Source organism: Arenimonas composti TR7-09 = DSM 18010 (assembly GCF_000426365.1).
Lineage (GTDB): Bacteria > Pseudomonadota > Gammaproteobacteria > Xanthomonadales > Xanthomonadaceae > Arenimonas > Arenimonas composti.
Window position 1 is genome coordinate 61,091 of sequence record NZ_AUFF01000007.1, and the last position, 24,479, is coordinate 85,569.

Sequence of the window (24,479 nt, forward strand, 5' to 3'; positions counted from 1 at the left end):
CCGGGTGGCGTGGCTTACAGCTTCGACAGCGTCACCGACCGCGTCACGCCCTCGACGGTGAACTGCAGCGTCGCGGAGGTGGCCGAGGTGAAGGTCAGCGTGGCGTTGCCCGCCGCCGTGAACGAACGCTGCGCCGGGTCGTAGCTGGTCGACCACGGGGCGGCGGTCGACTCGAAGATGTCGCCGCTGCGCACGTCGACGTCCGACCAGCCGCCGCCGAGTTCGTACCACTTCGCCTTGCCGCTGCTGTCGTAGATGAAGAACATCACGAACAGCGTGTTCGACTCGTTGTCGAACTGGAAGGCGGTCAGGCCCCAGCCCGACTCCGACGGTACCCACCACGCGCCCGTGTAGTTACCGGTCGGGCCCGGGCCGGTGGCCGCCGGCGCGAGCCAGCCCTGGATGTTCGGATAGATCACGTCCATCCGCGAATACAGGTCGTAGTTGTTCGAGTTGTTCATGTTGCCGCTGTTCGAGCACGACGCGCCGCCACCGTACAGGCCGCCGCGCAGCTCGTAGCCGTCCGGGCCCAGCGTGAACAGGCCGGAGCCGCTGCTGCCGCCCTCGGTCGTGCCGTTGAGCCAGCCGACATTGATCAGGTCGGCGTCATGGCTGCGCTTGCGGCCGGTCGAGCTCTTCTTCAGGTCGCCGGCCGGGTGGTGGATCGCGAGCACGTCGGCGTTGTTGGTGATCGTCGTCGCGTTCCAGCCGGCGAAATACGCGCCGGCAGGCGGCGTATCCTTCAGGCGCAGCAGGGCCGCGTCGGTGCCGGTGGAACCCGGATCGGAGTACAGATAGTCGGCGCCGCCGGCGAGGCGGACGTTGGCCGCCGCGACGCCGCTGCCGCAGCTGGTCGCCTCGAAGCCCCAGTAGGTGTTCAGGGTCGCGGCGACCGAGGCGCTGCCGATGCAATGGTCGGCGGTGTAGAAGTACGGGATCTGGGTCGCCGGCACGGTGTCGTTGAGCAGGGTGCCCGTGCAGGTGTAGGTGCCGCCGTCGGTGAACACCATGCGCGCGACCGCGTTCTTCGCGTCGACGAAGTCCTGGCCGAGCGTGCCGACGCGGCAGGCGGTGTCGACGTTGCAGCTGCCCGAATCGCCGATCGCCTTCGCCAGCGAGAAGTTCTCGATGCTGTTCGTCAGCAGGTGCGAGATCGACTCGACCGACAGCCGCAGCTTCGACGCATCGGCGCCGGCCGGCACGAAGACCTCGATGACCTGGGTGTCGCCGTCGGTGACCGGCGTCCAGTAGACGCGGGTGCCGTTGCCGTTCTGGAAGCGGATCGCCGCGGCATCGGCGAGGACGACGTCGTTCGGCGCCAGCGAACCGGCGAAGCGCATCTCCGCGCCATCGGGCAGGTTGTTGACGCGCAGGCCGACGCGCAGGCCCATCGCGTCCATCGCCGCGACTTCGAAGCGGGCGACACGGCCGCCGTCCACCGCGCTCCAGCGCAGCGTAGGCAGCGCGCGGCCACCGGCTTCGTCGATGCGGCGTTCGACGCCGATCTGCGTCGGCTTGTCGGCGCGCTGGTTGCGCAGCTCGACTTCATGAATGCGTTCGGCGGCGAGTCCGGGGAACTCGAGGCGCGCGACCGCGGTGGCGGAGTTCTGTCGCCACGTGACGACGGCGTCGGCCTTCGCGGCGATGGCGGGTTCGCCGGCAACGCGCATGACCGGAGCGGATGCGGCAGCAGTGCCGGCGGCGAGTGCGAGCGCGATCGCGGCGGCGAGGGAAGTGCGGAAGGACATCGGTGACTCCGTTTTTGGCGGGTCACTGAATCTAGGCACAATCGCGACGCGCGACTAGTCCCGGGTTTCCGTGATTTCGTGAAGACGAAATGACGGCGTCGTGAAGATCACGCGCCGGCGCGCTTCGCGACCTTCTTCGTCGTCTTCTTCGTCGCGGCCGGAGTCGTGCGCGCCGCCTTCTTCGCGACCTTCGTCACGCTTTTCCTGGTCGCCTTGCGTGCCGGCGCCTTGGCCGTCTTCTTCACGGCCTTCGTCGTCTTCGCGGTCTTCGTCGCCTTCTTCGCCGGTGTCGGCGCATCGGCGGCGGCGGTGCTGGCCTTCTTCGTCGCCTTCTTCGCAACCTTGCGGCCGAAGCGGCCGCCGGTGCGCACCGGCTTGCCCTCGGCGAGCAGGGCGACGCACTCGTCCTGCGTCAGCGACGCCGGATCGCGATCCTTCGGGATGCGGCCGTTCTTCTCGCCGTCGGTGATGTAGGGGCCGTAGCGACCGTTGAGCACCTGGATGTCGGTGCCCGGGAAGGTCTTGATCGTGCGATTGGCGATCATTTCCTGCTTGGCGCGCACCAGTTCGGCGGCGCGTTCGGGCGTGATCGTGTACGGGTCGTCTTCCTTGCCCAGCGAGGCGTAGAGGTCGCCGTGCTTCACGAACGGGCCGAAGCGGCCGATCGCCACGCTGATCTGCTTGCCGTCGAGCTCGCCGAGCTTGCGCGGCAGGTCGAACAGCGGCAGCGCTTCCTCGAGCGTGATCGTGTGCATCGAGGTGCCCGGACGCAGCGAAGCGAACTTCGGCTTGTCCTCGTCGTCGGCGGTGCCGATCTGCGCGAATGGTCCGTAGCGGCCGAGGCGCACCGACACCGGCTTGCCGGATTTCGGATCGATGCCGAGCAGGCGGGCACCGGTGGCTTCCGAGCGGTCGACCGATTCGCTCTTCTCTTCCACGGTGGTCTTGAACGGCTGCCAGAACTTCTCCAGCAGCGGCACCCAGGCTTCCTCGCCGCGCGACACCGCGTCGAGCTCGTCCTCGAGCTTCGCGGTGAAGTCGTAGTCGACGTACTGCATGAAGTGGCCGGTCAGGAACTTGGCCACCGCGCGGCCGACGTCGCTGGGACGGAAGCGGCGGTTGTCGAGGTAGACGTACTCGCGGTTCTGCAGCACCTGGATGATGCTGGCGTAGGTCGAGGGGCGGCCGATGCCGTATTCCTCCAGCGCCTTCACCAGCGAGGCCTCCGAGAAGCGCGGCGGCGGCTCGGTGAAGTGCTGGTCGGTGTGGATGCTGGCCAGCGGCACGTCCTGGCCGGGCTTCATCGGCGGCAGCTTGCGGCCCTCGTCGTCGTCCTCGGCGGCCTTCTGGTCCTTGCCTTCCTCGTAGACGGCGAGGAAGCCGGGGTCGACCACGGTGGTGCCGCTGGCGCGGAAGCTGTGTTCGCTGCCGGCCGCGAGTTCCACCGACACCGTATTGAGCGTCGCCGGCACCATCTGCGAGGCGACGGTGCGCTTCCAGATCAGTTCGTAGAGGCGGCGGCCGTCGTCGTCGAGGTATTTCGCGACCGAGGCCGGCGTGCGCAGGGCCGAGGTCGGGCGGATCGCCTCGTGCGCTTCCTGGGCGTTCTTCGACTTCGACTTGTATTCGTTCGGCTTGTCCGGCACCGCCTGGGTGCCGAAGTCGCGGGCGATGACGTCGCGGATCTCGGCGACCGCGTCGACCGACAGGTTCACCGAGTCGGTACGCATGTAGCTGATCAGGCCGACCGCGCCCTCGTCGCCGATCGCAACACCCTCGTAGAGCTTCTGCGCGACCCGCATCGTGCGCGAGGTGGTGAAGCCGAGCTTGCGCGCGGCCTCCTGCTGCAGGGTCGAGGTGATGAAGGGCGGCGCCGGACGGCGCTTGCGCTCCTTGCTGGTGACGTCGGTGACCCGCAGCGCCGAACCGGCGGCGGCCACCAGACGCGCGCGGGCGGCTTCGGCCGATTCGCGGTCGGTGATCGTGAACTGCTCGAACTTCTGCCCGTCGAGCTTGACCAGGCGGGCGGTGAAGCCCTGCTGCGGATGCGCCAGCTCGGCCTCGACGCTCCAGTACTCGCGGGCGACGAAGGCTTCGATCTCTTCCTCGCGCTCGACGATCATGCGCAGCGCCGGCGACTGCACGCGGCCGGCGGACAGGCCGCGCTGCACCTTGCGCCAGAGCACCGGCGACAGGTTGAAGCCGACCAGGTAGTCGAGCGCGCGCCGCGCCTGCTGGGCGTCGACGAGGTCGCCGGCGACGTGGCGCGGGTTCTGCACCGCCTCGCGGATGGCCCGCGGGGTGATCTCGGTGAACACCACCCGGTGCAGGGCCTTGTCCTTGAGCAGGCCGCGCTCCTTCAGGATTTCCGAGATGTGCCAGCTGATCGCCTCTCCCTCGCGGTCCGGGTCGGTCGCCAGGTAGATGGCGTCGGCCGCCTTCGCCGCCTTGGCGATCGCGTCGACATGCTTCTGGTTCTTGTCGATGAGCTCGTAGCGCATCGCGAAACCGTTGTCCGGGTCGACCGCGCCCTCCTTCGGTACCAGGTCGCGGACATGGCCGTACGAGGCCAGGACCTGGAAGTCCTTGCCGAGGTACTTGTTGATCGTCTTCGCCTTCGCTGGCGACTCGACGATGAGGAGGTTCTTGGCCATGGCCGGGGGGATGCTCCGCTGGGCGCGTGAAGACGCGCCAAGATGACGAGGCCCGCAAAACGCGGGCCGGGACTCATTTCATTAAGGCACCAGCGCGGCCGGGACTGTCAAGCCGGGCCGGGCCGCGGGCCGCAAGGCTACTCGTTTTCGCAGCCGCTCGGCAGGTGACGGTCGCGCAGGCCGGCGACCCGGCACGTCCAGTTCCCTTGGGCCTGGCGTTCGAGGGTGAGCACGGCGCCGTCGACGGCCGGCGTGCCGGCGACGATGCAGCCGATCAGGTGGCCGCTGCCGGCGTCTGCGAAAGACCCCTCGACGAAGACCTCGCTGCAGCGTGCGGTGCGGTCGGGCAGGCCGAGCGCTGCCAGCGTCGCCGGGTTGCCGGACCCCCCGGCGATCGCTTCCTCGTAAGGCGTCACCCCGACGCGGATGTCGGCCAGGGCGCTGGTGACCTGCGAGCGGGACACGTAGTCCTGGTAGGCCGGCAGGGCGATCGCCGCCAGCACCGCCAGCACGAAGATGCCGCCGACACCGAGCGCGAGGAGGCCGAGCACCCAGGCGGCCGTGCGCGAACCGGAGCCGGCTGGTGCCGGACCCTGCGCCTGCGGCTGCGGCGGCAGCACCGTCGGTGGGCCGATGATCCCGAGTTCGCCGCGGAACTGCCCCAGCGGCAGCCAGGACGCGAGGCCCTCGCGCCAGACCAGGCTCTGGTCGTCGATCGCCCCGACCCGATGCGCCTCGGCGACGTCGGACGGCGCGACCGGACCGATGCGCTGCTGGCTGCGGTCGACGTAGTACCAGGAAACCTCACGCATCGTTCAGTGCACCGGCTCGGGTTCGTCCTCGAACATCTGGCTTTCCATCCAGGCGTACGCGGCTTCGGAACCGGGCTGGTTGAACAGCACCATCAGCACGACCCACTTCAGGTCGTCGACGTCGACCTCGTCCTGATCCAGGGCCATCACCCGGTCGATCACCAGTTCGCGCTGGTCCGGGTCGATCACGCCGCTCTGTTCGAGGAACATCAGGAAGCCGCGGCAGTCCGCGTCCAGGCGCTCGAGCTCGTGTGCCACGTAGATCCGCACCGGGTGGGCGCGGCGAGGCGTCGCGGCAGCCGGGCGCTGGCGGGCGAGCTCGTCCAGCCAGTCGAAGGCCTTGTTGATCTCGGTGGGACTGAATCCGGCCTGGATCAGGCCGTTCTGCAGCGAATCGCGGTCGCGGACGGCGTCGGGGTCGTCGTAGAAGTAGTGCTCGAACAGGTACAGCAGGACATCAAGAATGGTCTCTTTCATTACCCTCAGCCTGCGCCGTACGGCGCGGTGGGAAGGTCAGGACCGGCGGGCGTAGCGACCGTTGTCGACCACCACCTGCCCGTCCAGCTCCATGGTCAGCAGGATGGAGGACAGGGTGGCGACCGTCAATCCTGTGCGCTGGACCAGCACATCCAAAGGGATGGGGTCGTGACCCAGTGCAGACCACAACCGGCTGTGGTCGGCGGTCGGTCCGGGCTGAACGGCAGCCGCGCCTGCGGCGACCCTCGGCGGTGCCGTTCCGAGCCTCCCACGCAGCTGGTCGGCGAGGCTGGCGGCGACCGGGGCGAGCTCGCTGACCACATCCGCCGGTTCCTCGACCAGGCCGGCGCCCGCGCGGATCAGGCGGTGGCAGCCGCGCGCCAGCGGATTGTCCGGGGAGCCCGGGATCGCGAACACCTCGCGCCCGGCCTCGGCAGCGAGCCGGGCGGTGATCAGGGCGCCGGAGCGCAGCGCCGCCTCGACCACCAGGGTCGCGAGGGATAGTCCGGCGATGATCCGGTTGCGGCTCGGGAAGTGGGCGGCGATCGCCGGCGTCCCGGGGGGATGCTCGCTGACGACGGTGCCGGCGGCGGCGATCCGCGCCTGCAGCCCGGTGTTTCCCGGCGGGAAAACGCGGTCGGGGCCGGTGCCGACGACCGCGACCGTGCGCCAGGCGGTCAGCGCACCGAGGTGGGCCTGGGTGTCGATGCCGCCGGCGAGTCCGCTGGTCACCGCCCAGCCGGCCCCGGCGAACGCCGCCGCGTAGGCGAAGGCGCGCTCGCGGCCGGCGGCACTGGGGCGGCGGCTGCCGACGATCGCGATCTGCGGGAACCACAGCAGGTCGACGTCTCCGTCGACGAACAGCAGCGGCGGCGCCCAGGGCGTCTGCGCGAGCAGGGCCGGATAGTCGGGGTCGCTACAGGCCAGTACCCGGCGCCGGCCGCCACCGAGCCAGGCGAGGTCGGCGTCGAGCCGGGCCGGATCGGGCCGCATCAGGGCCTGTCGGCTCCCGGCATCGAGGCGTCCCGCACCGCCATGGCGCGCGGCTTCCAGCGCCGCGACCGGGTCGGGCCAGGCCTGCAGCAGGGCGCGGGCGACCGCGTCGGGCAGGCGGGCACGGCTCAGGACCAGCAGGGCACGTTCGGCGTTCACGGCCCGGAAATGATCGCGGCGCCCGAAGGCGCCGCGATGTAGGAGAAGCCTGCGTGGAGCGGTCGGAACTTACTGGACCGCGTCCGGGTGCTTCAGCGAGGCGCCGACCGCGACCGGGCGGATGCCGCTCATCACCAGCGCGTAGCTCACCTTGTCGAAGGTGCGGAACACCATCAGGTGGCCGACGAACTCGTCCGGCAGCCGCACCGAGTCGTTGCGCGCGGCCATCGCGTTCTGGTGGGCGATGATGTCGGCACGCTCGGCGCCGTCCTGCCAGATCGAGAAGACGTGGCCGTTGCGGATGCCGTCACGGGCACCGACGTTCAGCGCGACGACGAAGCGGGTGCCGCCGTGGTCGTACTGGTCCGCCACCGCGAGCACCTGGGCGTTGCCCGGAATATTGTCCGGAGCGCGCGGCAGGAACTGCAGGTCGTAGGGCTGGTCCTCGTGCGGCAGCACGCGGTCGCCGACGCGGATTTCCCGGCCTTCCTCGCGCAGCACGACGACGGTGATCTCACCCTGGATCTGGGTGACTTCGCCGGTCGCGTGGAACTGCACTTCGTCGCCGAGGAACTCGCCGGTGGCCTCGTGCATCACCGGCTCGGTACGCCAGTGGCCGTGCACCGGCATGCCGCGCGGATCGAGCGTCGAGCGGCCCGGACCCGAGCGCCCCTTGCCGCCGCCGAAGCGGTGGATCGGGCGGCCGAAGTCGACGAGATCGCCGGGCCTTGCGCCCTGCATCCCGCGAACGAAGACGCGCTGGCCGGCGGTGCTCAGCAGGCGGTTGTCCTCGAGGCCGATCACGTAGGGCAGCGAGGACGTGTCCTCGACGACCGTGAACAGCTTCAGGAACGGCTCGATCTCGGCCAGCGGAATCGTGTTGATCGCCTCGCCGACACGGGGGCCACTCGCCCCGATACGCGGTTCGCCGTCGACATAGACGAGGCTCAGCACGTCACCCGGATAGATGAGGTGCGGATTCTCGATCTGCGGATTCGCCTGCCAGATCTCGGGCCACAGCCAGGGCTTCTGGAGGAAGCGGCCAGCGATGTCCCACAGTGTGTCCCCCTTCTTGACGACATAGGTCGTCGGGTGACCTTCACTCAGCTCGGCAGCGATGACGCCACCGGTGAGCGTGAGCAGCAATGCAGTCCCAACTGCAAGAAGCCGTTTAAACATGGCGGCTATCCACCTGATTTCCCCGGACAGGTTGAACGACTATAGCCCAAATCGCGTGCCGGATTGCAAGCCCGCCGGCGCTATAATGAGCGGCCGGCACTTGCCGGTCCGTCCTGCGATCCCCATTAGCCAGCCATGGCCAAACTCAACATCCTCGAATTCCCCGATGCCCGCCTGCGGACGGTGGCCAAGCCCGTCGAGGGGGTCGACGACGCCATGCGCCGGCTGATCGACGACATGTTCGAGACCATGTACGCGGCCCCGGGCATCGGTCTGGCTGCGACCCAGGTGGATGTCCACCAGCGTCTGCTGGTCCTCGACGTAAGCGAGGACAAGTCGCGGCCACTGGTGTTCATCAACCCGGAAATCCTCGAGTCCTCCGGCAAGCAGGTCTACCAGGAAGGCTGCCTGTCGGTGCCCGGCATCTATGCGGACGTCACCCGCGCCGAGAAGGTGCGGGTGCGGGCGCTCGACCGCGACGGCCAGGCCTTCGAGCTCGAGGCCGATGGCCTGCTGGCGGTCTGCATCCAGCACGAGATGGACCACCTGGCCGGCAAGGTCTTCGTCGACTACCTGTCGCCGCTGAAGCGCGAGCAGGTCCGCAAGAAGCTCGCGAAGCAGGCCCGCGAAGCGGCTGCCTGACCGGTGGCGTTGCGGCTGGTCTTCGCCGGTACCCCCGGCTTCGCGGTGCCCTGCCTGCGGGCTGCGGCCGAGAAGGGCGAGGTCGTCGCCGTCTACACCCAGCCCGACCGCCCCGCCGGGCGCGGCCGCCAGCTGGCGCCGTCGCCGGTGAAGGTCGAGGCGCTGGCGCGGGGCCTGCCGGTGATGCAGCCGGAAAACTTCCGTGCCGCCGACGCCCGCGCCGCGCTGCGCGCGTTGCAGCCCGACCTGCTGATCGTGGTCGCCTACGGCCTGATCCTGCCGCAGTCGGTGCTCGACATCCCGACGTATGGCTGCTGGAATGTGCACGCCTCGCTGCTGCCACGCTGGCGGGGTGCGGCGCCGATCCAGCGCGCGATCGAGGCCGGGGATGAAGAAACCGGCGTCTGTCTGATGCAGATGGAGAAGGGCCTGGACACCGGACCGGTGCTGCTGTCGCTGCGCACGCCGATCGGCGCCGACGACACCGGCGGCAGCCTGCACGATCGCCTGTCCGCCCTCGGCGCCGAGGTGCTGGCGGACGGCCTGAAGCTGCTGCGCGCCGGCATCCGCCCGGTGCCGCAGCCGCAGCCGGCCGAGGGCGTCACCTACGCGCACAAGCTCGAGAAGGGCGAGGCCCGGCTCGACTGGAATCGCCCCGCCCAGGTGCTGGCGCGGCGGGTTCGCGCTTTCACGCCCTGGCCCGTCGCCGAAGCCGAACTCGCCGGCGAACGCGTGCGCATCCACGCCGCTGCGCCGCTCGCGCGCGAACACGGCGCGGCGCCGGGGACCATACTCGCCGCGGGCAGGGACGGCATCGACGTCGCCTGCCACGAGGGGGCGCTGCGCCTGCTCGTCCTGCAGCGCGACGGCGGCCGCCCGCTGCCGGCGCGCGACTACCTCAACGCTCGCCCGGCGCTGGCCCGCCCATGAGCGCCGCCGTGCCCGGCGCCGCGCTGCGCGCGCAGGCCGCGCGGGTGCTGGTGGCGGTCCTCGGCGACGGCCGCTCGCTGAAGGCGACGCTCGCCGAGCAGCTCCCGGCGATCGCCGATCCGCGCGACCGCGCGCTGCTCGAGGCGATCTGCTTCGCGGTGCTGCGCCACCGCCGGCGCTACGAATTCGTGCTCGCCGGCTGGCTGCAGAAGCCGCTCGGCCGCCGCGATTTCGCGGTGCACTGCCTGCTGCTGGCCGGGCTGGCGCAGCTCGATGCGCTGCGGCTGCCGGCCCATGCCGCGGTCGCCGCGACCGCCGAGGCGGCGCGCGTGCTCGGCCGCAGCGGCCTGGTCGGGCTGGTGAACGCACTGCTCCGCCGGGCCGGGCGCGAGGCCTGGCCGGAGAGTGCCGACCCGGCGGTGGCGACGAGCCATCCCGACTGGCTGGTCGCCGCGCTGCGCGCCGACTGGCCCGGGGAAGCCGACGCGATCCTGGCGGCGAACAACCGGCCGGCACCGCTGTGGTTGCGCGCCGCCGGCCCCGGGGCGGATCGCGAACGCCTGGGCGCGGCCCTGGTCGCGGCCGGCTTCGCGCCCACGTCGACGCCGCTGGCGGGCGACGCGCTCTGCCTGGCCGACGGCGCCGCCGTGGAGCGCCTCCCGGGCTGGGCGGAGGGCAACGTGGCGGTGCAGGACATCGCCGCCCAGCTGGCGGTCGCCGCGCTCGACCCGCCGGCCGACGCGAAGGTGCTCGACGCCTGCGCCGCGCCCGGCGGCAAGACCGCGCAGCTGGCCGAGCGCTGCCGCGAGGGCGAGGTGCTGGCCCTGGACGTGTCGCCGCGTCGCCTGCGCCAGGTACAGCAGCTGCTGCAGCGCCTGCGTCTCGACGCACGCGTGCGCACCCGCGCGGTCGACGCCACCGATCCGGGCGTCCTGGCCGGCCGCGATTTCGACGCGATCCTGATCGACGCGCCGTGCTCGGCGACCGGCATCATCCGCCGCCAGCCGGACATCAAATGGCACCGCCGCGCCGACGACCTGCCGCCGCTGCTGCAGACCCAGGCGGCCCTGCTCGACGCCCTGTGGCCGCGGCTGCGTCCCGGTGGCCGCCTGCTCTACGCGACCTGCTCGGTGCTGCAGGACGAGAACAGCCGCCAGACCGCCGCCTTCCTGGCGCGCACACCCGACGCGGTGGAACTTCCCCTCGACGACCGCTTCGGCCGCCGCATGCCGGTCGGCCGGCAGCGCCTGCCGGGCGAGGACGGCGGCGATGGCTTCTATTACGCGCTACTGGTGAAGCGAGTAACGAGGGGAGAGTAACGAGTAACGAGTCGCGCCTTCGGCGCGGGCACTCACTCGTTACTCGTTACTCTCCACTCTTCACTCGCCTTTGCCGTAGCGATAGCGGTAGACGAGCGCGTACCACCAGCCCAGCCACGGCCGCGCGCGGGTGGCTTCGTCGCGGCGCCAGCGGGCGATCGCCTTCTTGCGCTCGGCGAAGCGGGCGAGCAGCTTGCGGTGGGCGACGAAGCCGTATTCGCGGTCGAGCGCCTGCAGGGCCTCGGTGCCGCGGCCGCCGGCCGGCGCCGGCTCCAGTGCCAGTTCGACCAGCAGCGACGGGCGCGCATAACCGGCCTCGACTTCGGCGCGGATCTCCTCCGGCTCGATGTCGCCCTCGTCGAGCATGCCGCGCAGTTCGCGCACCCACAGGTCGCCGTGCGGGTGGCCGGCGTAGACCCAGGGCTGGGTGCGGATCTCGGTGTAGTGCAGGTTGCGGGTGCGCCCCGCCTCGTAGCGGTCGAGGTCGTTCCAGCCGGCGGGGATGCGCTCCTGCATTTCGCCCGGCTGCAGCAACGGGTCGATCGCCATCAGCGCGTTGTAGTCGTAGCGCTCGCCGAGGCCGGCGACGATGTCCGCGACCTTCCAGTCCAGACGCGCGCAGTCCAGCAGCATCACCGCCGCGTGGCGGCCACGGGTTTCCTGGTCGCGCGAGCCGACCTCGATCGCGATCTTCGCGTCGTCGAGCGGGCTGTCCCAGAGCTCGCCGATGTCGGCGAACACCAGCATGTCCGAGTCCATGTAGATCGCCTTGCCGGCGTGGCCGCACATTGCCGGGATCGCGAAGCGGGCGAAGCTGAACTCGGTGTAGGGCGCATGCCGCGGGTCGGCCGGCATCGGCGCGTCGCCGTTGTCGATCAGCCGGATCTCGACCGGCCGCGACGTGTGGCGTTCGATCGAATGCGCGAGTACACGGAAGGCGAGCTGCTGGCTGCGGTCGGCACCGCAGAAGATGCGCACGGGCGAGGTCGCGGTCATGTCGGTCGGCGGCGGCGAGGTCGCCGCGATTGTAGCGCCCGCCCGCGTTCCCGCAGAATGCCGGCGAAACCCGCCCGGCCAGACCATGTCGACCCCCGTCGCCAGCGTCATCATCAGCACCTACAACCAGCCGGACTGGCTCGAGCGCTGCCTCTGGGGCTACCGCTGCCAGGACCGCCATGATTTCGAACTGGTGATCGCCGACGACGGCTCCCGCGACGAGACCCGCGCGCGCATCGAGGCGCTGCGGCCGCTGCTGCCCTTCCCGCTGCAGCATGTCTGGCACGAGGACGACGGCTTCCGGAAGTGCACGATCCTCAACAAGGCGATCGCGGCCGCGAAGAGTGACTACATCATCGTCTCCGACGGCGACTGCGTGCCGCGCGCCGACTTCGTGTCGCAGCACCTGCGCCATCGCGAACCCGGGCGCTTTCTCGGTGGCGGTTACTGCAAGCTGCCGCGTGCGACCTCGCATGCGATCAGCCGCGAGGTGATCGAGCGCGGCGACCACTGCCGGCTGGCCTGGCTGCGCGCGCACGGCTATCCGCTGAAGAAGCTGACCCTGAAGCTGTGGGCACAGCCGGGCTGGCGCGAACGCCTGCTCAACGCGAGCACGCCGACGCCGCCGCGCTGGGCCGGCAACAACGCCTCCGGCTGGAAGGCCGACATCGAGCGCGTGAACGGCTTCGACGAACGCATGACCTACGGCGAGGAAGACCTCGAGATGGGCGACCGCCTCGAGAACAGCGGCGTGCGCGGCAAGCAGATCCGCTTCTCGGCGATCTGCGTGCACCTCGACCACGACCGCGGCTACGTCGACGCGGAGAAGCGCGCCGCCAACGCCCGCCTGCGCGCACACACGCGCCAGGCGAAGCTGACCTGGACCGAACACGGCCTGCGCAAGGGGCCGGCCCCGGCGGCAGCCGCATGACGCGCCGGCACGGATACGCGTCGTGAGCGGCCTGTACCTGGCCTCGACGCCGCTGATCGCGATCGAAGCCGCGGGTGCCGCACTCGCCGCCGGTGAGACCGCCGAGCTCGTGCTGATCGAGGACTTCGACCTGGCGCCGCGCTTCGAGGCGCTGCTGCGGCGCTGGCGCGACAACCCGTTCCGCGACATCCACCGTCTGCCCGGCCGCTACACCGAGCACCAGCGCGGCGCCGGCGACCGCCAGCGCGGGGTCGCGGCGCTGCTGCACCGGGTGCGCGTGAAGCGAGAACTGCGCCGACAGACTTTGGCGAAGCTCGCCGCGATCGACGCCGCGCTGCGCCCGGCCACCGTCTGGGTCGGCAACGACCGCAAGGTCGAGACCCAGTACGCGCTGCACCTGTGCGCGCAACGCAGCGGCAGCCGCTGCGGCCGCTACCTCGACGACGGCCTGTACACCTACCTCGGCGACGTCCGCCAGCGGCCGCTGGTGCGGCGCATCGACTGGGCGGTGAAACGGCTCACCTACGGCCGCTGGTGGCAACGCGCCGACCAGGCCGGCACGACCCGGTGGATCGGCGAGTCCTTCCTGGCCTTCCCGGACGAGGCGCGCGACGCCGATCCCGGCCGCCGGCGCACGCCGCTGCCGACCGCGTGGTTCGCGAACCGGGCCCTGCTGCGGCTGTGCCTGCGCGCCGGCCGCGAATTCGGCCTCGACCGCCGCGCGCTGGCCGGCTGCGGCCTGGTGCTGGTGCTGCCGCATTCGAACCAGTTGCGCGCGAATCCCGCGCTGGCGGCGGCCCTGCGCGAGCTGATCGCGACGCTGTCGGCCGGCGACCTGCGCATCGGCCTGAAATACCATCCGCGCGAAGTCGAGCCGGACCCCGGCGACCTGCTGCGCGCCGGCGACGCGGTGGCGCTGCCGGCGCTGCTGCCGATGGAGCTGCTGCTGCCGCTGCTGCCGCCGTCGACCGTGCTCGCCGGCGAAGGCTCGACGGCGTTGCTGGCGGCGCGCTGGCTGGACCCGTGGCGGCCGGTCTTCGACCTCGGCATCAGCCGCGACGGTTACGCGGCGCGGGCGCGCGCGCTGTTCGCCCGCCACGGCATCCGCAGCGTCGAAGGCGACCCGCGGGCGCTGGCCGGGGCGGCCGCGCTGCCCCCTGCCTGGGCGGACGGCTAGACTAGTCGTGCCGGCAGCGGCCGGCAGACGTCGGCGCACGGGACAAGGGAAGGTCGCGGCATGAAGATCCTCATCCTCGGCGCGGGTCAGGTCGGCACCTCGGTCGCTACCTCGCTGGCCTCCGAGAACAACGACATCACCGTCGTCGACACCGACCACCAGCGCCTGCGCGACCTCGCCGAGAAGCTCGACATCCGCACCGTCGTCGGCCACGCCTCGCTGCCGAGCGTGCTCGCCCAGGCCGGCGCGGAAGAGGCCGAGCTGCTGGTCGCGGTGACGTCCAGCGACGAGGTGAACCTGATCGCCTGCCAGGTCGCCCAGCACCAGTTCCGCACCCCGACCCGGGTCGCCCGCCTGCGCGAGGCGCAGTACCTCGACGTCGCCGGCCTCGCCGATCCCGGCCATTCCGCGGTCAGCGCCGCGATCAGCCCGGAACAGCTGGTCTGCCGCCACGTCGAACGGCTGATCGAATTCCCCGGTGCGCTGCAGGTGCTCGATTTCGCCGAGGGCCGCGCCCAGCTGGTGGCGGTGCGCGCGGTGCCCGGCGGCGCCCTCGTCGGCCACGAGCTGCGCACCTTGCGCGAACACCTGCCGCCGGGCGTCGATGCGCGCGTGGCGGCGATCTTCCGCGACGGCCGCCCGGTGAAGCCCGAGGCGAGCACGGTGATCGAGGTCGACGACGAGGTCTTCTTCCTCGCCGACCGCCGCAACATCCTCACGGTGATGAGCGAGCTGCGGCGGCTGGTGTCGCGGCCGGTGCGGCGCATCCTGATCGCCGGCGGCGGCAACATCGGGCGCAACCTCGCGCGCAACCTCGAATCGCGCTATTCGGTGAAGGTCCTCGAGCGCTCGCGGGAGCGCGCGCGCGGCATCGCCGAGGACCTGCTGAACTCGATCGTGCTGGTCGGCGACTGCGCCGACGAGGACCTGCTGCGCGAGGAGAACATCGACCAGACCGACGTCTACTGCGCGATGACCAACGACGACGAGGCCAACATCCTGTCGGCGATGCTCGCCAAGCGCCTCGGCTGCCCGCGGGTGATCTCGCTGATCAACCGGCCGTCGTACGCCGAGCTCGTCGAGGGCGGGCCGATCGACATCGCGGTCAGCCCGCAGCTGGTGACGCTCGGCGCCCTGCTCGCGCACATCCGCGAGGGCGCGCCGGCGACGGTGCATTCGCTGCGTCGCGGCGCTGCCGAGGCGATCGAGGCGGTGGCGCGCGGCGACCGCCGGACCTCGCGGGTGATCGGGCGCGCGCTCGAGGAACTGGAGCTGCCGGCGAACACGATCATCGGCGGCATCGTCCGCGGCGACAAACTGCTGATCGCCCACCACGATCTCGTCGTCGAGGCCGACGACCACGTGATCCTGTTCGTGATGGACAAGGGCGAAATGGCGCGCGTCAGCGCCCTGTTCCAGACCGGGGCGACCTGGCTGTGAGCCGTCGCCTGCAGGCGATCCGGCGCATCTTCGGCGCGATCATCGGGCTCAGCGCCCTGATTCCGCTGCCGCCGCTCGCGCTGGCGCTGTACGACGGCGACGCGACCGCGCAGGCCTTCTTCGACGCGTTCGCGATCGCCGCGGTGATCGGCCTGATCCTGTGGTATCCGGTGCGCAGCGTGCGCTACGAGCTGCGCCTGCGCGACGGCTTCCTGATCACCGCCGGCACCTGGGTGCTGTCGATCCTCGTGGCCTCGATCCCGTTCCGGCTGGCGCCGCCGTACATGAGCTGGACCGACGCGGTGTTCGAGGCGACGTCGGGGCTGACCACCACCGGCGCCACCGTGATCGTCGGCCTCGAGGCGCTGCCGCGCTCGGTGCTCTTCTATCGCGCGCTGCTGTGCTACCTCGGCGGCATGGGCATCGTGATCCTCGCGGTGGCGATCCTGCCGATGCTGAAGGTCGGCGGCATGCAGCTCTTCCGCGCCGAGAGCACCGGCCCGACCAAGGACAGCAAGCTCACCCCGCGCATCGCCGATACCGCGAAGGCGCTGTGGGCGGTCTACACCGGCCTGATCCTGATCTGCGCGATCTGCTACTGGCTGGCCGGCATGTCGCTCTTCGACGCGATCTGCCACGGCATGACCACGGTCGGCACCGCCGGCTTCGGCAATTACGACCTCAACCTGGGCCACTTCGACAGCGCCACGATCGAGGTGATCGCGACCGTCTTCATGTTCCTCGGCGGCTGCAGCTTCGGCCTGCACTGGTATGCGTGGCGGCGCGCGACGGTGAACCACTACCTCGCCGACGCCGAGCTGAAACTGCTGCTGCGGCTGTGCATCGCGGCGACCCTGGCGGTCGGGCTGGCGCTGTGGCTCGGCGGCAGGTTCCCGTTCGCGGAGGCGATGCGCCACGCCGCGTTCCAGGTGGTCTCCAACGTCACGACGACCGGATACACGACGGTCGGCTTCACGGACTGGCCCGGCTTCGCGCCGCTGCTGCTGGTGATGCTGGCTTTCGTCGGCGGCTGCGCCGGCTCGACCTCGGGCGGCATCAAGGTCGCGCGCGTGCAGATGGTGGTGCGCCAGGGCCTGCGCGAGATCAAGCAGCTGGTGCACCCGAAGGGGCAGTTCCTGGTCAAGGTCGGCGGCAAGCGCGTGTCCGAGAGCGTGGTGATCTCGGTCGCCGGCTTCTGCACGCTCTACATCCTCAGCTACCTGGTGATGACCCTGCTGCTGGCGGCGCTGGGTGTCGACCTGGTCACGGCGTGGTCGGCGATCGCGGCGTCGCTGAACAACCTCGGGCCCGGCATGGGCGAGGTGGCGATGCATTTCCGCGACATGGACGACGCGGCGGTGTGGATCTGCAGTTTCGCGATGGTGCTCGGCCGCCTCGAGGTCTTCACCCTGCTGGTGCTGTTCACCCCGCAGTTCTGGCAGGAGTGAGAATAACGGTGTCAGAGACAGTTATTCGGGCGTGCTTTCCGCTTCCCGGGGTTACCACCCCGAATAACTGTCTCTGACACCGTTATTCGGACACCGTCATCCGGTCGTAGAGTTCGCGCGCCACGGCTTCCGGCAGGTAGCGGATGCGCACCGGCGCGAGCGCGCCTGCGCCGGCGGTGTCGAACAGCAGCGTCGCCATGCCGTGCCGGCGGTCGAAAGGCGTCTGCGAAAGCTGCAGCGCCTGCACCTTGCGCACTTCCGCGAAGCGCCACGTGCGGTCGAGCCAGCCCTCGCGCACGACGATCAGGCCGCCGTCGACGCACCAGCCCGCATGCCGCGCCCAGATCCGCGCGCGCACGATCAGTAGCGGCAGCAGCGAAAGCAGCACCAGCGCCCACGGCCCCTCGCGCCAAGCCAGCAGCGCGGTGGCCGCCAGCACGCCCAGTGCCGGCAGCACCAGTTGCCGCCGCCAGGCACGCGGATGCAGCGGCTGCCACTGCGCCGGCGGCCAGGCGGTATCGGGCAGCAGGTGGCGGATCAGCGCGTCGGCGGCGTCGGGCGGGATCACCGGCGCCAGCGCCCGCAGCGATCCGCGGTCGTCGTTGCCGGTGGTCACCGTGGCGCTGTCGACCTCGATGCTGCGCCGGCCGAGCAGGCGCTGGGTCAGGCTCTCGCGCAGGGTCCATGCCTGGATGCGGTCGCGCGGCATGTTCGCGCGCGAACGGGTCAGCAGGCCGCGCTGCACGCTCAGTCGCCGGCCGGATTCGCCCAGCGTGAAGTCGTGGTAGTTCAGCAGGTTCCAGCCGATCGACAGCAGGCGCAGCACGATCACCGCGAGCAGCAGCAGGGCCAGGGCCCCGACCGTCCAGCCGATCGCATCCAGATGCAGGCGCTCGCCGAAGCCGAGCAGGCTGCGACCCAGGTTTTCGACGACCCGACCGAGCAGGTCCGAGCCGTTCTGCGCCAGCACCGCGATCACCGCGCCGAACATCACCATGCCGCGGTTTGAGACCAGGCCCAGGCGGATGATCTCGGCGGTCGGCAGGTGCAGCAGCACGCGTGCCGGCGCCGCCGTCGCCGAGGCGCCCCCGGCAGCGCTGCCCGTGCCCTCGGTGTGGCCACGCACCAGCGCTTCCAGCGCCTGCGCGTCGGCCAGCGACAGCACACGCATCTCCGCCTCCGGCCGGCCGGCGCCACCGGCCGACTCGAGCCGTACCTCGGCGACGCCGAACAGCCGGTGCAGCAGGGTCTGGTGCAGAGCCACGTTGTGGATGCGCCGCCACGGAACATGCCGATGGCTGCGCTCGAGCAGGCCGCTGCGGATCACCACGCCGTCGGCGTCGATGCGGAAGCGGTAGGTGAAGTAACGCGCGACCGAGATCGCCACCAGCACGCCGGCACCGGCCAGGCCCCAGAGCTCCCAGGTGTTGCCGCCGGCACCGAACACCAGTACCAGGATCGGCACCGCGAACTGGCGCAGCTGCTGCAGCAGCACGAACAGCCACGACCACGGGTGCAGCCGGCGTTCGCCGCCGCCTTCGACCAGAGCCGACTCAGAGGACATCGTCGTCGCGCCCCGCCGGCAGCAGCGCGTCGCGCAGCGCGACCGCGTCTTCCTCGCGCAGGCCGGACTGGCGCAGCGCCTGGATGCGGGTGCCGGCGGTGTGCACGACCAGGGTGGCGAGGCCGAAGCCGCGCTCGATCGGCCCGCGTTCGATGTCGAGGTGCTGCACCCGGCTGCGCGGCACCAGCCGCTCCAGGCGCCAGACCAGGCCGCGCCGCACCTGCAGGCCGCGCGCGTCGAGCTTCCAGCGCGTCCGGCGCGTGCGCAGCCATGCGGTGAAGGCGGCGAAGGTCGCCGCGCCGAAGACCAGCACCGCGCCCAGTGCGGCGGTGCCGATCAGGCCGGTGTCGAGCAGCACCGCGCCCGGCACCGTCAGGCCGACGCCGGCCGGCACGGCGAAGATCGCCGTCCCGATTGCCGCGACCCGCGCCGCGGCCGGCGGCAGCGGCTGCCAGCCCGCGTCGCCGGGTCCGGTTGGCGATGGATTCGAAGGCGGTTCGGGCAGCGTGCTCATCAGTAGCAGTCCGGGTGATAGGGATTGGGCAGGCCGGAGTCGGCCGGGCGCTTCGACCAGCGTTTGTAGGTCCACTGATATTGCCGGGTATCGCGGCGGGCGATCGCCTCGACGCCGGCGTTCAGTGCCTGGGTCGCGACCGCGAGGTCGGCATCGGCGACCGCCGGACCGGCGGCCTCGAACCACATCTCGAAACGGCCATCGTCGCGGCGCAGCGCGCAGGCGAACACCACCGCCGCCCCGGTGCGCTGCGCCAGCTTCGGAATCAGCGTCATCGTCAGCGCCGGCCGGCCGAAGAACGGCGCGAACTGGCCGCCGCCTTCCTTCGGCTGCTGGTCGGGGGTGATGCCGACCGCCTGTCCCGCCTGCAGCGCGCGCAGCAGCGGCCGCATCGCCGAGGCCTCCGCCGGCACCAGGCCGACGTTGTGGCGGCCGCGCGCCAGGCGCAGGAAACCGTCGCCGGCGCGGTTCTCCGGCGGCTTGTAGACGAGGGTGAAGGGCCCGCGGGCCGCCATGAACTCCACCACCATCTCGATGTTGCCGTGGTGCGGCGCGGCGATGATCACGCCGCGTCCGCCGGCTTCCGCGGCCGCCAGCACCGCCTCGCCGTGCACCGCCGCGACCAGCGCCAGGTTGTCGCGCCGGGGCCGCGTCCAGATGCGCAGGGACTCGATCGCGTTGCGCCCGGTCTGCTGCATCACCTCGCGCACCAGCGCCTCGCGTTCGTCGCTGGACAGCTGCGGCATCACCAGTTCGAGATTGCGCCGCGCGACCTTGGCCTCGCGGGTGTTGCGGGCGAACGCGCGCCGGCCCGACCACGCTCCGAGGCGGATCTGCAGGGATCGCGGCAGCCGCCCCACCAGCCAGGCGACGGCATGCAGCAGGTGGCTGGCGAGGGGAATCGACGGCGACGACATCGCCGCGAGTGTAAGCCACGCAACAAACGCCGCCGCCGCGGCTAAACTGCGCGGCCCATGATCGCCCTCATCCAGCGCGTCAGCGAAGCCAGTGTCCGGGTCGGCGACGAGACCGTCGGCGCGATCGGCGAGGGCATCCTCGCGCTGGTCGCGGTGGAGCCGGGCGACGACGAGGCGAAGATCGCCCGCATGGCCGAACGCCTGCTCGGCTACCGCGTGTTCGCCGACGAGCGCGGGCGGATGAACCGCTCGCTGACCGATACCGGCGGCGACCTGCTGCTGGTCAGCCAGTTCACCCTCGCCGCCGATACCCGCAGCGGCATGCGTGCCAGCTTCACCGCCGCGGCCAGTCCCGACGAGGCCCGGCGCGGTTTCGACCGGCTGGTGGGAATCTGTCGTGAACGGCACGGAAACGCGCGCGGTGCGCGGGTTGAAACCGGCCGTTTCGGCGCGCACATGATCGTCAGCCTGGTCAACGACGGCCCGGTGACGTTCCGCCTGCAGTCCTGACCTGCCCCCGACGCCAACCGACCAGACTGCGGAAACCCTAGATTCATCAGGGGTTTACCGCCAAGCTGCCGCGCGCCTGTATACTGCGCGGCTCGTTTTCGCCCAGACCCCGGGAACCCGCTTTCATGGCCAACGATCGTCCGGCTCAGCAGTCCGAAATCAAGCAGCTGATCAGCAAGGGCCTGGAACAGGGCTACCTGACCTATGCCGAGGTCAATGACCACCTGCCCGACGACATCGTCGATCCGGAGCAGCTGGAAGACATCATCGGCATGATCAACGGCATGGGCATCGAGGTGCACGAAGTCGCGCCGGATGCCGAGACCCTGCTGCTGTCCGATTCCTCGCCGAGCCGCGAGTCCGACGAAACCGCCGCCGAGGAAGCCGCCGCCGCGCTGAGCTCGCTCGACACCGAGGGTGGCCGCACCACCGACCCGGTGCGCATGTACATGCGCGAGATGGGTTCGGTCGAGCTGCTGACCCGCGAGGGCGAGATCGCGATCGCCAAGCGCATCGAGGAAGGCCTGAACCAGGTCCACCAGTCGCTGGCCAGCTTCCCGTGGTCGATCCAGCTGTTGCTCGAGGACTACGACCTGCACCTCGAGGGCAAGAAGCGCCTGAACGAAGTCGTGGTCGGCTTCCTCGACATGGAGGAGCCGGAGGAAGTGATTCCGGCCGCCGCGGTCGAGGAAGATGCCGAGGTCGACGAGGACGAGGAAGCGGTCGAGGGCGCCGACGAGGAAACCGCCGCCGTCGACACCGGTCCGGATCCGGCCGAGGTCGGCCGCCGCATGGACGCGCTGAAGGCGCTCTATGTGAAGTTCCAGAAGACCCACGCCAAGTACGGCGCCGCCGACAAGAAGACCATCAAGGCGCGCGAGGAGATGGCGGCGGAGTTCATGCGCCTGAAGCTGCCGCTGGCGCTGATGGAAGCCTTCGTGCGCAAGCTGCGCGAGGTCGTCAACGCGATCAAGGAACACGAACGCGCGATCCTCGACATCGCCACCCGCAAGGCCAAGATGCCGCGCAAGGACTTCCTGCGCGCCTGGCCGGGCAACGAGCTCAACCTCGACTGGGCCGACGAGATCATCCGTCGCAAGCAGAAGTGGTCGTCGGGCATCCGCGAGTACCGCGACGAGATCGTCGCCGAGCAGCACAAGCTGGGCGGCATCGAGCAGTCGCTGTGGCTGACGCTGCCCGACATCAAGGAAATCAACCGCGCGATGGCCTACGGCGAGGCCAAGGCGCGCAAGGCGAAGAAGGAGATGGTCGAGGCGAACCTGCGTCTCGTGATCTCGATCGCCAAGAAGTACACCAACCGCGGCCTGCAGTTCCTCGACCTGATCCAGGAAGGCAACATCGGCCTGATGAAGGCGGTGGACAAGTTCGAATACCGCCGCGGCTACAAGTTCTCGACCTACGCCACCTGGTGGATCCGCCAGGCCATCACCCGCTCGATCGCCGACCAGGCGCGCACCATCCGCATTCCGGTGCACATGATCGAGACGATCAACAAGCTCAACCGCATCTCCCGCCAGATGCTGCAGGAAATGGGTCGCGAACCGACCCCGGAAGAGCTGGCGAAGAAGATGGAGATGCCGGAGGACAAGATCCGCAAGGTGCTCAAGATCGCCAAGGAACCGATCTCGATGGAGACGCCGATCGGCGACGACGAGGATTCGCACCTGGGCGATTTCATCGAGGACACCAGCATCGAGTCGCCGATCGAGGCGACGACGAACCTGGGCCTGATGGAAACCGTGCGCGACGTGCTCGCCGGCCTCACCCCGCGCGAGGCGAAGGTGCTGCGCATGCGCTTCGGCATCGACATGAACACGGATCACACGCTGGAAGAAGTCGGCAAGCAGTTCGACGTCACCCGCGAGCGCATCCGCCAGATCGAAGCCAAGGCCCTGCGCAAGCTGCGCCACCCGACCCGCAGCGAACAGCTCCGCAGCTTCCTCGACCTCGAGTAAGCCGCCCGCCCCGCCGACACTGTAGGAGCGCCTTCAGGCGCGATCCCGGGAATCGAGGACCCAGAAACGAGTGGTGGCCCAGCCCCACTCGTTTTTCTTTTCCCGTTTCTGATTCCGGCCTCCACCGGCTACGATTCCGCGGCTGCGGGCCTATAGCTCAACGGTTAGAGCAGGGGACTCATAATCCCTTGGTTCCAGGTTCGAATCCTGGTGGGCCCACCAACCGGTTCGGTCAGCCGAATGCAGGCTTCGGTCGCCATCGCGCCGACAGCGAAGCAGAAGCGCTCGATAGGAGTGCCGAGGCATCGCCTTCTCGTCCCGTTCCTGGTGGTTCTCCGTCGGTGCAACGATCAGGGGTGAACTCAGTGAACCAGGGCGCTATGGACATCTCGGATCCTTCCCCCGCAACATCACCATCACGGAAGTCCCGGATGCGGCACCGGCAGATGCATATCGAGTTTCCTGCGCCACCAGGTGTTCCCCGGCATGGGATCGCTCGAGTGATCCACCCGCTGCTGGGAGCCCTGCTGCTGCTGGGCGCGGCAACCGTGCACGCGCAGGGGGCCCCGGCCGGTTCGCATGAACCGGCGTACAGCGTGGAATGGAACGAGAAGAACAGGTAGGACCTCTGCTTCGCGCAGACCACGGAGGCCAACTGCCGGGACACGATCGAACTCAGGTTCCGCCTGGCCGGGCAAGCGGTGGCTGCAGGTCGCATGGATTACGCCAACGCGCTCCTCGAGATGTCGAACGAGGCCGCGCTGAGATTGGCCGAAGCGGCCCCGGCGGGCGGGCGCTTGCGGAGTGAACCGATGACGCCGCAGGCGCGTCGCCGCGGCGTCGCGCGGACCGGAACGGCCAGGGCACCGTCGCGATGGGCGATGTCGTCGCCGGCACGTATGCGGACCTGCACCTCGACGCCGGGATGGCCGTGATCGACTTTCGAAGGACCTCCACCCGAATACCGAACCAGGAGAATTCCCCATGAAGCGTCAGCTCTTCCTCTTCCTCGCGATCATCGCCGCGCTCGCCAGCCCCGCGTGTCCTGCATCGGGCGGGCAGACGGGCGAGGGCCCGTCGCCCGCGGCGCGTCCGGAGGCACCCGCGAATCCGCTGGTCGGATCGTGGCAGGAGGCGATGTCAGGCAACGGCACTACCCTCGAGGTCCGCGCGGACGGCAGCGCGTTGCTCACCGTGCCGGGCTACGGGGGCGGCACCTACGCGATGCGCTACGTGTGGAACGGCAGCGAGGCGGAGCTCACCGGGTATCCCGACGCGACCGCTTCGATGCGCATCTCCGAAACCGGCTCGCTGTTCATCAACTACGAAAATACGACCACCAACAGCCGCGGGATGATGATGTTCCGGCGCGCCTCACCCTGACGACGGGCGACCCGTCAGTCGCGACGCGGGAATATCGCCCGGAGCGAAGCGCCACTCAGGGCGCCCGCGCCGCCACCGATCATCGCCAGGGTGATCAGGCCTTCGGTCACCCTGGCCTCGTCCGCATGCCGCGGTCGCGACGCCAAGGACGCGTGGCACGCGCTCCTGCTCGCGCTGCCGCGCCGATCACGGCACCGGCGCCGCCTCCTCGAGCAGGCGGCGCACCTCGCCTTCGAGGCCCTTCAGGCCCCACGCCCGCCCGATCCCGATCGCCTCGTCGGCCGTGCGCCCGTCGACCCACGCCGCGCGCAGCGCCGCCATCGCGCCGACGCGGTTGCCGCTCGCGCAGTGCACGAGCACGGGACGGCCGGCGGCGCGCAGCAGCGCGTCGAAAGCCTGCACGTTCTCGCGGGTGAGGTCGGCGGGACCGGAGAGCGGGAGGTTCGCGTAGTCGAGACCGGCCGCGCGCACGGCGGCGGCTTCGTCGAAGTCCGGCGTCTCGGCGTCGGGGGTCAGGTCGATGACGTGGCGGATGCCGGCGGCGCGCAGGGCGTCGAGATCGGCGGCGCCGATGCGGCCCGCGGAGACGATGCCCGGTTCTGGCGCCACCGCGTTCGTTATCGCGGGCAGCCGCGCAGGTTCAGGGGTCGAAGCGCAGCCGGCGGCGGCGAGGGTCGCGGTGGCGGCGAACAGGGTGAGCAGGTTCATGG

Annotated in this window: 21 protein-coding genes and 1 tRNA gene; 11 read left to right on the forward strand and 11 right to left on the reverse strand. The window is 70.4% G+C overall.

Annotation, left to right across the window (positions count from 1 at the left end):
- Positions 1 to 14: 14 nt before the first annotated feature.
- The 6 genes from K311_RS17790 to K311_RS0110325 all read right to left on the reverse strand — a co-directional run bounded on the left by K311_RS17790 (position 15) and on the right by K311_RS0110325 (position 8,022).
- Entirely contained in the window at positions 15 to 1,748 is a 1,734-nt protein-coding gene (locus K311_RS17790; protein ID WP_051239939.1) for a trypsin-like serine peptidase, read from the reverse strand.
- 107 nt (positions 1,749 to 1,855) lie between these two features.
- Positions 1,856 to 4,402, reverse strand: coding sequence for a DNA topoisomerase I (locus K311_RS0110305; RefSeq protein WP_026817248.1), 2,547 nt, complete (start codon positions 4,400 to 4,402; stop codon positions 1,856 to 1,858).
- Positions 4,403 to 4,539: 137 nt separating this feature from the next.
- Positions 4,540 to 5,214 carry a pilin gene (locus tag K311_RS18165; protein ID WP_081683407.1) on the reverse strand — a complete coding sequence of 225 codons (675 nt, stop codon included), beginning with the start codon at positions 5,212 to 5,214 and terminating at the stop codon, positions 4,540 to 4,542.
- A gap of 3 nt (positions 5,215 to 5,217) precedes the next feature.
- Positions 5,218 to 5,691, reverse strand: coding sequence for a DUF494 family protein (locus tag K311_RS0110315; protein WP_026817249.1), 474 nt, complete (start codon positions 5,689 to 5,691; stop codon positions 5,218 to 5,220).
- Between the two features lie 36 nt (positions 5,692 to 5,727).
- On the reverse strand, positions 5,728 to 6,843 hold the full coding sequence (gene dprA / locus K311_RS16460; protein ID WP_043797537.1) for a DNA-processing protein DprA: 1,116 nt from the start codon (positions 6,841 to 6,843) through the stop codon (positions 5,728 to 5,730).
- 69 nt (positions 6,844 to 6,912) lie between these two features.
- On the reverse strand, positions 6,913 to 8,022 hold the full coding sequence (locus K311_RS0110325) for a LysM peptidoglycan-binding domain-containing protein (RefSeq protein ID WP_026817250.1): 1,110 nt from the start codon (positions 8,020 to 8,022) through the stop codon (positions 6,913 to 6,915).
- A 135-nt stretch (positions 8,023 to 8,157) separates the two neighbouring features.
- Between K311_RS0110325 and def the strand changes: the two genes are divergently transcribed.
- Genes def through rsmB form a run of 3 tightly spaced genes read left to right on the forward strand, consistent with a single transcriptional unit; the run spans position 8,158 to position 10,913 of the window.
- Entirely contained in the window at positions 8,158 to 8,664 is a 507-nt protein-coding gene (gene def, locus K311_RS0110330; RefSeq protein ID WP_026817251.1) for a peptide deformylase, read from the forward strand.
- Between the two features lie 9 nt (positions 8,665 to 8,673).
- Entirely contained in the window at positions 8,674 to 9,594 is a 921-nt protein-coding gene (fmt, locus tag K311_RS0110335) for a methionyl-tRNA formyltransferase (RefSeq protein ID WP_026817252.1), read from the forward strand.
- A complete protein-coding gene (rsmB, locus tag K311_RS0110340) occupies positions 9,591 to 10,913 on the forward strand; it encodes a 16S rRNA (cytosine(967)-C(5))-methyltransferase RsmB (RefSeq protein ID WP_026817253.1) in 1,323 nt (440 codons plus the stop codon). Before fmt ends, rsmB begins: the two co-directional genes overlap by 4 nt.
- Positions 10,914 to 10,973: 60 nt before the next feature.
- Here rsmB and K311_RS16465 read toward each other — a convergent pair whose 3' ends face one another.
- Complete coding sequence (locus K311_RS16465; RefSeq protein ID WP_051239941.1) at positions 10,974 to 11,909, reverse strand: glycosyltransferase; 936 nt, start codon at positions 11,907 to 11,909, stop codon at positions 10,974 to 10,976.
- 85 nt (positions 11,910 to 11,994) lie between these two features.
- On the opposite strand from K311_RS16465, the gene K311_RS0110350 reads away from it, so the two are divergent.
- Genes K311_RS0110350 through K311_RS0110365 form a run of 4 tightly spaced genes read left to right on the forward strand, consistent with a single transcriptional unit; the run spans position 11,995 to position 16,905 of the window.
- Positions 11,995 to 12,840 (forward strand): glycosyltransferase family 2 protein, encoded by an 846-nt coding sequence (locus K311_RS0110350; protein ID WP_026817254.1) that lies wholly within the window; start codon positions 11,995 to 11,997, stop codon positions 12,838 to 12,840.
- A gap of 22 nt (positions 12,841 to 12,862) precedes the next feature.
- Entirely contained in the window at positions 12,863 to 14,017 is a 1,155-nt protein-coding gene (locus K311_RS0110355; protein WP_026817255.1) for a hypothetical protein, read from the forward strand.
- Between the two features lie 60 nt (positions 14,018 to 14,077).
- On the forward strand, positions 14,078 to 15,457 hold the full coding sequence (gene trkA, locus K311_RS0110360) for a Trk system potassium transporter TrkA (protein WP_026817256.1): 1,380 nt from the start codon (positions 14,078 to 14,080) through the stop codon (positions 15,455 to 15,457).
- On the forward strand, positions 15,454 to 16,905 hold the full coding sequence (locus K311_RS0110365) for a TrkH family potassium uptake protein (protein ID WP_211223655.1): 1,452 nt from the start codon (positions 15,454 to 15,456) through the stop codon (positions 16,903 to 16,905). The genes trkA and K311_RS0110365 overlap by 4 nt, the downstream gene beginning before the upstream one ends.
- An 82-nt stretch (positions 16,906 to 16,987) precedes the next feature.
- On the opposite strand, the gene K311_RS0110370 is transcribed toward K311_RS0110365, so the two are convergent.
- The 3 genes from K311_RS0110370 to K311_RS0110380 are packed head-to-tail and all read right to left on the reverse strand — an operon-like array spanning position 16,988 to position 19,900.
- Positions 16,988 to 18,469, reverse strand: coding sequence for a PH domain-containing protein (locus K311_RS0110370; RefSeq protein WP_043797538.1), 1,482 nt, complete (start codon positions 18,467 to 18,469; stop codon positions 16,988 to 16,990).
- Positions 18,459 to 18,983 carry a PH domain-containing protein gene (locus tag K311_RS0110375; protein WP_051239943.1) on the reverse strand — a complete coding sequence of 175 codons (525 nt, stop codon included), beginning with the start codon at positions 18,981 to 18,983 and terminating at the stop codon, positions 18,459 to 18,461. The genes K311_RS0110370 and K311_RS0110375 overlap by 11 nt, the downstream gene beginning before the upstream one ends.
- Positions 18,983 to 19,900, reverse strand: coding sequence for an LpxL/LpxP family acyltransferase (locus tag K311_RS0110380; RefSeq protein ID WP_043797540.1), 918 nt, complete (start codon positions 19,898 to 19,900; stop codon positions 18,983 to 18,985). The genes K311_RS0110375 and K311_RS0110380 overlap by 1 nt, the downstream gene beginning before the upstream one ends.
- Before the next feature lie 57 nt (positions 19,901 to 19,957).
- On the opposite strand from K311_RS0110380, the gene dtd reads away from it, so the two are divergent.
- From dtd to K311_RS0110410, 4 genes are all read left to right on the forward strand, one after another.
- Positions 19,958 to 20,410, forward strand: coding sequence for a D-aminoacyl-tRNA deacylase (gene dtd / locus K311_RS0110385; RefSeq protein WP_026817335.1), 453 nt, complete (start codon positions 19,958 to 19,960; stop codon positions 20,408 to 20,410).
- 125 nt (positions 20,411 to 20,535) lie between these two features.
- Positions 20,536 to 22,386 carry an RNA polymerase sigma factor RpoD gene (gene rpoD, locus K311_RS0110390; protein ID WP_026817261.1) on the forward strand — a complete coding sequence of 617 codons (1,851 nt, stop codon included), beginning with the start codon at positions 20,536 to 20,538 and terminating at the stop codon, positions 22,384 to 22,386.
- A gap of 146 nt (positions 22,387 to 22,532) precedes the next feature.
- A tRNA-Ile gene (locus tag K311_RS0110395) sits at positions 22,533 to 22,608 on the forward strand.
- A 762-nt stretch (positions 22,609 to 23,370) separates the two neighbouring features.
- The gene (locus K311_RS0110410; protein WP_026817263.1) at positions 23,371 to 23,769 is read left to right on the forward strand and encodes a hypothetical protein; all 399 of its coding nucleotides are present in this window, start codon (positions 23,371 to 23,373) and stop codon (positions 23,767 to 23,769) included.
- A gap of 186 nt (positions 23,770 to 23,955) precedes the next feature.
- Here the strand turns inward: K311_RS0110410 and K311_RS0110415 are convergent, their stop codons facing one another.
- Complete coding sequence (locus K311_RS0110415; RefSeq protein ID WP_026817264.1) at positions 23,956 to 24,477, reverse strand: protein tyrosine phosphatase family protein; 522 nt, start codon at positions 24,475 to 24,477, stop codon at positions 23,956 to 23,958.
- Positions 24,478 to 24,479 lie beyond the last annotated feature (2 nt).